Below are 6,834 nucleotides of genomic sequence, written 5' to 3' on the forward strand. Positions count from 1 at the left end.
CCCCCCCCCCCCCATGGGGGGAGGGAGCGTGGATGCGCCCGGTCAATCTGGCGACCCAGCGACCTGACGCACGACCGATCACCCGATCACCTCTTTTTATGATCGATCGCTCAACAACATCACGCAAAAAACGCCTGCGCCTTCACCAAGGCATCCGCCAGAGCGTCCACTTCGGCCCGCGTGTTGTAGAGCGCGAACGAGGCCCGGCAGGTGGCCGGAACGCCGAACCGCTCCAGCAGCGGCATGGCGCAATGGGTGCCGGCGCGCACCGCGATGCCGGAGCGGTCGATCACGGTGGCGATGTCATGGGCATGGGCGTTCTGGATGGCAAACGAGACGATGGCCCCCTTCCCCACCGCCGAGCCATAGATGCGCAGGGAATTGATCTCCCGCAGCCGCTGCGTGGCATAGTCCACCAGATCCGCCTCATGGGCGCGGATCTTGGCCTTGCCGATGGAGCCGATATAATCGAGCGCCGCGCCGAGGCCGATGGCCTGGACAATGGCCGGGGTGCCGGCCTCAAAGCGATGGGGCGCATCGCCATAGGTGATGGTCTCGCGGGAGACCTCGCGGATCATCTCGCCGCCGCCATTGAACGGGGGCATCTGCGCCAGCAGCTCCGCCTTGCCATAGAGCGCGCCGATGCCGGTGGGGCCATAGAGCTTGTGGCCGGTGATGACATAGAAATCCGCATCCAGATCGCGCACGTCCACATCCAGATGCACGCTGGCCTGGGCGCCATCCACCAGCACCGGAATGCCGCGGGCATGGGCGATGCGGATCACCTCCTTCACCGGCACCACCGTGCCCAGCACGTTGGACATCTGGGTGATGGCGACGATCTTGGTGCGGTCCGTCAGCAGCTTCTCGAATTCCTCAAGGAGGAAGTTGCCGTCCTCGTCCACCGGCGCCCATTTGATCACCGCCCCCTGGCGCTCGCGCAGGAAATGCCAGGGCACGATATTGGCGTGATGCTCCATGATGGACAGCACGATCTCGTCGCCCGGCCCGATATTGGCGCGGCCCCAAGTCTGCGCTACCAGATTCACCGCCTCGGTGGCGCCGCGGGTGAAGATGATCTCGTCGGTGTGCCGGGCATTGAGGAAGTTCGCCACCCGCTGGCGGGCGCCCTCATAGCCTTCGGTGGCGGCATTGGCGAGATAATGCATGCCCCGATGCACATTGCTGTATTCGGAGGTATAGGCCTGGTTCATCCGGTCCAGCACCATTTGCGGCTTCTGCGCCGAGGCGGCATTGTCCAAATAGACCAGCGGCTTGCCATAGACGCTCATGTCCAGGATGGGGAAATCCGCGCGGATGCGGGCGACGTCGTAACTGCCATTGTGGACCGCCGGGTGCATCATCTCATCCTCGTCTCAGCCGCGTCTCAGTCTCTCGCCGCCAGCCACGCCTCGGTGGCCGTTTCCAGCGCCGCGCGCAGGCCTTCACGGGCAATGCCGTCCATGGCCTCGCCCACGAACGCCAGGATCAACAGCGCCTCCGCCTCCTTCGGTGGAATGCCGCGAGCCTGGAGGTAGAATTTCAATTGCTCATCGAGCGTGCCGGTGGTGGCGCCATGGCCGCACTGCACGTCGTCGGCGAAGATCTCCAGCTCCGGCTTGGCATCGGCCTCCGCATCGGGCGAGAGCAGCAAGGCCCGCGCCATCATGCGGGCATCGGTCTTCTGCGCCGCCTGCTGCACGCTGATCTTGCCCTGGAACACCGCGCGGGCGCTCTCATCCACCACCGCCTTGAACACTTCGCGGCTCTGGCCGCCGGGCGCGGCATGGACGATGGACAAAGTGGTGTCGCCATGCTGCTTGCCGGCCAAGAGGCTGGCACCGCTGATGTTAGCCTGCGTCCCCTCGCCGGCGAGATTCACGAACATCTGGTTGCGCACCACCAGCCCGCCCAGGGTGAAGGCGAAGGCATTGAACATCGCGTTGGCGCCCACATGGGCCAGCAGCGTGCCCAGATGCAGCGCGCCGCCGCCCTCCTGGATGATCTTGGCATGGTCCAGTTGCCCGCCGTCGCCCAGCACCAGCTGCAACGCGGTATTGACCTGATAGTCGCAGCCGCCGGGCCCTTCATGGGTCTCGATGAGGCTGGCCGTCGCCCCGGCGCCGATCACCACCAGCGAGCGGGTGACCATGGCGGTCGCCGTGGCGCCGGTGGCGATGAAGGCCAGATGCAGCGGCCGTTCGATGCGCGCGCCGGGCGCCACCGTCACCACCACGCCGTCACCGGCCAAAGCGGTATTGAGCGCCAAGGCCGGCTCGCTCTCCGGCACCAGATCGCCCAGGCCATGGTTCAGCACCGCATTGTCCGCCGCCAGGGCATCGGCCATGGCGCGGATGGCGAGACCCGGCTCCAGATCGGCCAGATCGGACAGCTCCGGCACGAAGGTGCCGTTCACCACCACCAGCCGCCGGACATCCAGGCCTGCCAGCAGCGCACCGGCGGTGCCGGCCTGATCCAGGGCCAGCGCATCGGGGGCGCCGGCCAAGGGCTTGGCATCGCGCATCAGCCGGCGCAGATCGGTATATTTCCACGCTTCCATGCGCCGGTGCGGCAGGCCGCTGGCGGAGAAGGCGGCGAAGGCGGCCGCGCGGGCCGCAGCCACCGTGGGGCCACCGGGCAGATGCGGCCGGGCGGCGGCGAAGGTCTCCGCAAGGCCGGTCTCGGCCTCGGTCTTGATGCTGACGGGGGCGTTCATCACGCCGCCTCGCTCTGATACTGCGCATAGCCGGTGGCTTCCAACTGCAAGGCCAGGTCCTTGCCACCGGTTTCCACGATGCGGCCTGCCGCCAGCACATGCACCACGTCGGGCACGATGTAATCCAACAGGCGCTGATAATGGGTGATGACGATCATCCCCCGCTCCGGCGCGCGCAATTGATTGACGCCATTGGCCACCACTTTGAGCGCATCGATGTCGAGGCCGGAATCGGTCTCGTCCAGCACGCACAAGAGCGGCTCCAGCAGGGCCATCTGCAGGGTCTCGTTGCGCTTCTTCTCGCCGCCGGAGAAGCCCACATTGAGCGGACGGCGCAACATGTCCGCATCGATGGACAGTTTCTTGGCCAATTCGCGCACCCGCTTCAGCAGGTCCGGCGAGGACAATTCCTCTTCGCCGCGGGTGCGGCGCTGGGCATTGAGAGCGGCGCGCAGGAAGGTGAGCGTCGCCACGCCGGGAATTTCCAGCGGATACTGGAACGCCAGGAACAGGCCCTTGGCGGCGCGCTCGTCGGCGGCCATGGCGAACAGGTCTTCGCCATTGAACGCCACTTCGCCGCCGGTGATCTCATAGCCCGGCTTGCCCGCCAGCACATAAGAGAGCGTGGACTTGCCCGCGCCGTTCGGCCCCATGATGGCGTGGATCTCGCCCTTGTTCACGGTGAGGTTGAGGCCATTGAGGATCTGCCGGCCGGCGACCTCGGCTTGAAGGTTTCGGATTTCCAGGAGGGCCGTCATCGCGAATTCCTTCCATTGCACAGGGGAGAGCGGAGGGCGCCGGCGTCAGCCGACGCTGCCTTCCAGCGAGATCGAAATCAGTTTCTGCGCCTCGACGGCAAATTCCATCGGCAGCTGCTGGAGGACTTCCTTGACGAAGCCGTTCACCACCAGGCCCACCGCCTCTTCCTGCGAGAGCCCGCGCTGGACGCAGTAGAACAGCACGTCCTCGGAGATCTTGGAGGTGGTGGCCTCATGCTCGAACACCGCCGACGGCGTCTTCGCCTCGATATAAGGCACGGTGTGCGCGCCGCACTGGTCGCCGATGAGCAGGGAGTCACAAGCGGTGAAATTGCGCGCGCCGTCCGCCTTCTTATGGGCGGAGACGAGACCGCGATAGGTGTTCTGCGACACGCCGGCGGCGATGCCCTTGGAGATGATGCGGCTGGACGTGTTCTTGCCCAGATGGATCATCTTGGTGCCGCTATCCACCTGCTGGTGGCCATTGGAAATGGCGATGGAATAGAATTCGCCGCTGGAATTGTCCCCGCGCAGAATGCAGCTGGGATACTTCCAGGTGATGGCCGATCCGGTCTCCACCTGGGTCCAGGAAATCTTGGAATTCCGGCCGCGACAGTCACCGCGCTTGGTGACGAAATTGAAGATGCCGCCCACCCCGTCCGCATTGCCGGGGTACCAGTTCTGCACCGTGGAATATTTGATCTCGGCGTCGTCCATCACCACCAGTTCCACCACGGCGGCGTGCAGCTGGTTCTCGTCGCGCTGGGGGGCGGTGCAGCCTTCCAGATAGCTCACATAGGCGCCCTTGTCGGCAATGATGAGCGTGCGCTCAAACTGCCCGGTGTTGCGCTCATTGATGCGGAAATAGGTGCTCAGCTCCATGGGGCAGCGCACGCCCTCGGGCACATAGACGAAGGAACCATCAGAAAAGACAGCGGAATTCAACGTGGCGAAGTAATTGTCGGAGGTGGGCACCACGCTGCCGAGATATTTCTTCACCAGTTCCGGATGCTCGCGGATGGCTTCCGAGATGGGCATGAAGATCACGCCCGCATCCTTCAATTCCTTCTGGAAGGTGGTGGCCACCGACACGCTGTCGAACACCGCGTCCACGGCGATCTTGCGCTCGCCCTCGGGGCGCACCACGCCCGCCAGCAACTCCTGCTCGCGCAGGGGAATGCCCAGCTTCTCATAGGTTTTCAGGATTTCCGGATCCACCTCGTCGAGAGAGGAGAGTTCCGGCTTCTTCTTGGGCGCGGAGTAGTAATACAGATCCTGATAGTCGATCTGCGGATAATTCACCCGTGCCCATTCCGGCTCGCGCATGGTCAGCCAGCGGCGATAGGCCTCCAGGCGCCATTCCAGCATCCACTCCGGCTCGTTCTTCCTGGCCGAAATGTAGCGCACGATGTCCTCCGAGAGGCCCTTCGGCGGCTTCTCGGATTCGACCTCGGTGACGAAGCCATACTTATATTGCTCGACGTCGATGCGGCGAACCTGCTCGACGGTCTCCTGTACGGCTGCCATGCTCAAGTCCCCTTAACAGTTTCAAGCCCTTAAGGGGGCCATGCCCCTTGCCGGATGCCGCAAGGCGGCCCCATCCGCGGGGGCCGCACGGCGCCTCATGCGGGAATGCAGGTCTTCTCCACCGGGCACACCGCCGCGCATTGCGGAGTGTCGAAGCTGCCTTCGCATTCGGTGCATTTCTTCGGATCGATGATGTACATGTCGTTCTTCAGGCGAATGGCCGCATTGGGGCATTCGAATTCGCAGGCACCGCACACGGTGCATTGTGAGGCGACGATTTTGTAGGCCATCAACGGATCTCCCGAGCGCGCGAGACATGTCCGTTCGACATCTCGCCCGCTGTTCAACGCAAGCCCCGTGCCAGCCCACCTTGGAACGATTTTACAAGGACTTGCGCCGTGCGGTCGGCCCCACCCTGTCGCGCCCCCGACAGGCTGTCGCGACTGCGACAGGCCCGTGTCCGACAGCCCGCCCCGCCCCATCGCACCGGACGCAGCGCGCGCCCCAGCCGCCTCAGGCCGCCTGCCGCATCGCCGCCTGGGCATCGGCGCGGATGCGCCCGACCATGGAGCGGAAACCGTTGGAGCGCTGCGGGGTGAGATGCTCGCGCAGCCCCAATTGCTCAAACACCGCCACCGGGTCCGCCGCCAGGATGTCGGCGGCGCTCCGGCCGGACAGCATGGCGAGGAGGATCGCCACCAGCCCGCGCACGATCTGCGCATCGCTGTCGCCGCGGAAGTGCAGCACCGGGCCGGGGCCGACGTTCGTCACCAGCCACACCTGGCTGACGCAGCCGGGCACTTTGTACTGGCCGTCATGCTCCGCCTCCGACAGAGGCGCGAGTGCACGCCCCAGTTCGATCACATAGCGGTAGCGGTCATCCCAATCGTCCAGCAGCGCGAAATTCTCGGTGATGTCTTCGATGGAGGGCAGCTCCGGGGCGGTGGTCAGGTCCATATCCATGGCGGCCTCGCAGGGGGCGCCCCGCGCGCGGCGCCGGGGCAGGAACGTCCGAGACGCGCCACGCGCGCCCGATAGGTCAGCGCAAGCAATCCTCATACCGCCCCGCGGCGTGCCGGGTTCCCTCCCCCCTCTCTCCGCGCGGCTCCGCGCGCGGGCGCAATCCCGCCCGCGTACGCGCGGGCCCTGAGAAAGGCGCTGTGTTCTTTCGGACAGCTTCGTTCGAAGTCGTCGGATCAGGTGCAGGGATGTCGGGTTTGAAACACCTGTCCGCCCTTCGGCCAAATCAAGCGCAAAACATTGATTTTGAATGATTTCAATCAAGCGCCAAGCAAACCGAAAGCACTGGCATGGGAGTTGCAAAATCAGTTTGTGCAAAGCGATTTGGCTGCTGGCTCCGCGCTCTGGCTTGAAAGAGCAAGTTTGCATCCGCACCGCAACACGAAGCCGCCGACACCGGCGGCACTGCGCAGGGACCCCAGTTCCTGTGAACGGTTGGAAGGAGATCCAGATGTCGGCACTACGACAGATCGCATTCTACGGTAAGGGGGGCATCGGCAAATCGACCACCTCCCAGAACACCTTGGCGGCCTTGGCCGAGATGGGGCATCGCATCCTCATCGTCGGCTGTGATCCCAAGGCCGACTCCACCCGCCTCATCCTCCACGCCAAGGCCCAGGACACCATCCTCAGCCTGGCCGCTGCCGCCGGCAGCGTCGAGGATCTGGAGCTGGAAGAGGTGATGAAGGTCGGCTATCGCGACATCCGTTGCGTCGAGTCCGGCGGGCCTGAGCCCGGCGTCGGCTGCGCCGGTCGCGGCGTCATCACCTCCATCAACTTCCTGGAGGAGAACGGCGCCTACGAAGACATCGA

The 6,834-nt window shown here is 64.9% G+C and carries 7 protein-coding genes; 1 reads left to right on the forward strand and 6 read right to left on the reverse strand.

Features of this window, described 5'->3' with window-relative positions; all coding sequences use genetic code 11:
* Nucleotides 1–119 precede the first annotated feature (119 nt).
* From AAG816_RS27210 to AAG816_RS27235, 6 genes are all read right to left on the reverse strand, one after another.
* Nucleotides 120–1,361: a cysteine desulfurase gene (locus AAG816_RS27210; protein WP_341992860.1), complete on the reverse strand. Its 1,242-nt coding sequence runs from the start codon at nucleotides 1,359–1,361 to the stop codon at nucleotides 120–122.
* A 26-nt stretch (nucleotides 1,362–1,387) separates the two neighbouring features.
* Nucleotides 1,388–2,716, reverse strand: a complete 1,329-nt coding sequence (sufD, locus tag AAG816_RS27215; RefSeq protein ID WP_341992854.1) for a Fe-S cluster assembly protein SufD — start codon at nucleotides 2,714–2,716, stop codon at nucleotides 1,388–1,390.
* Entirely contained in the window at nucleotides 2,716–3,474 is a 759-nt protein-coding gene (gene sufC / locus AAG816_RS27220) for a Fe-S cluster assembly ATPase SufC (protein WP_341992855.1), read from the reverse strand. Before sufC ends, sufD begins: the two co-directional genes overlap by 1 nt.
* A 45-nt stretch (nucleotides 3,475–3,519) precedes the next feature.
* A complete protein-coding gene (gene sufB / locus AAG816_RS27225) occupies nucleotides 3,520–5,001 on the reverse strand; it encodes a Fe-S cluster assembly protein SufB (RefSeq protein ID WP_341992856.1) in 1,482 nt (493 codons plus the stop codon).
* Nucleotides 5,002–5,096: 95 nt separating this feature from the next.
* A complete protein-coding gene (locus AAG816_RS27230; protein WP_341992857.1) occupies nucleotides 5,097–5,291 on the reverse strand; it encodes a 4Fe-4S binding protein in 195 nt (64 codons plus the stop codon).
* Between the two features lie 223 nt (nucleotides 5,292–5,514).
* Complete coding sequence (locus AAG816_RS27235; protein WP_341992858.1) at nucleotides 5,515–5,964, reverse strand: SufE family protein; 450 nt, start codon at nucleotides 5,962–5,964, stop codon at nucleotides 5,515–5,517.
* A gap of 508 nt (nucleotides 5,965–6,472) precedes the next feature.
* On the opposite strand from AAG816_RS27235, the gene AAG816_RS27240 reads away from it, so the two are divergent.
* The coding region (locus AAG816_RS27240) for an AAA family ATPase (protein WP_341992859.1) at nucleotides 6,473–6,834 on the forward strand (362 nt) is incomplete at its 3' end.

The organism is Azorhizobium sp. AG788, from assembly GCF_943371865.1.
Lineage (GTDB): Bacteria > Pseudomonadota > Alphaproteobacteria > Rhizobiales > Xanthobacteraceae > Azorhizobium.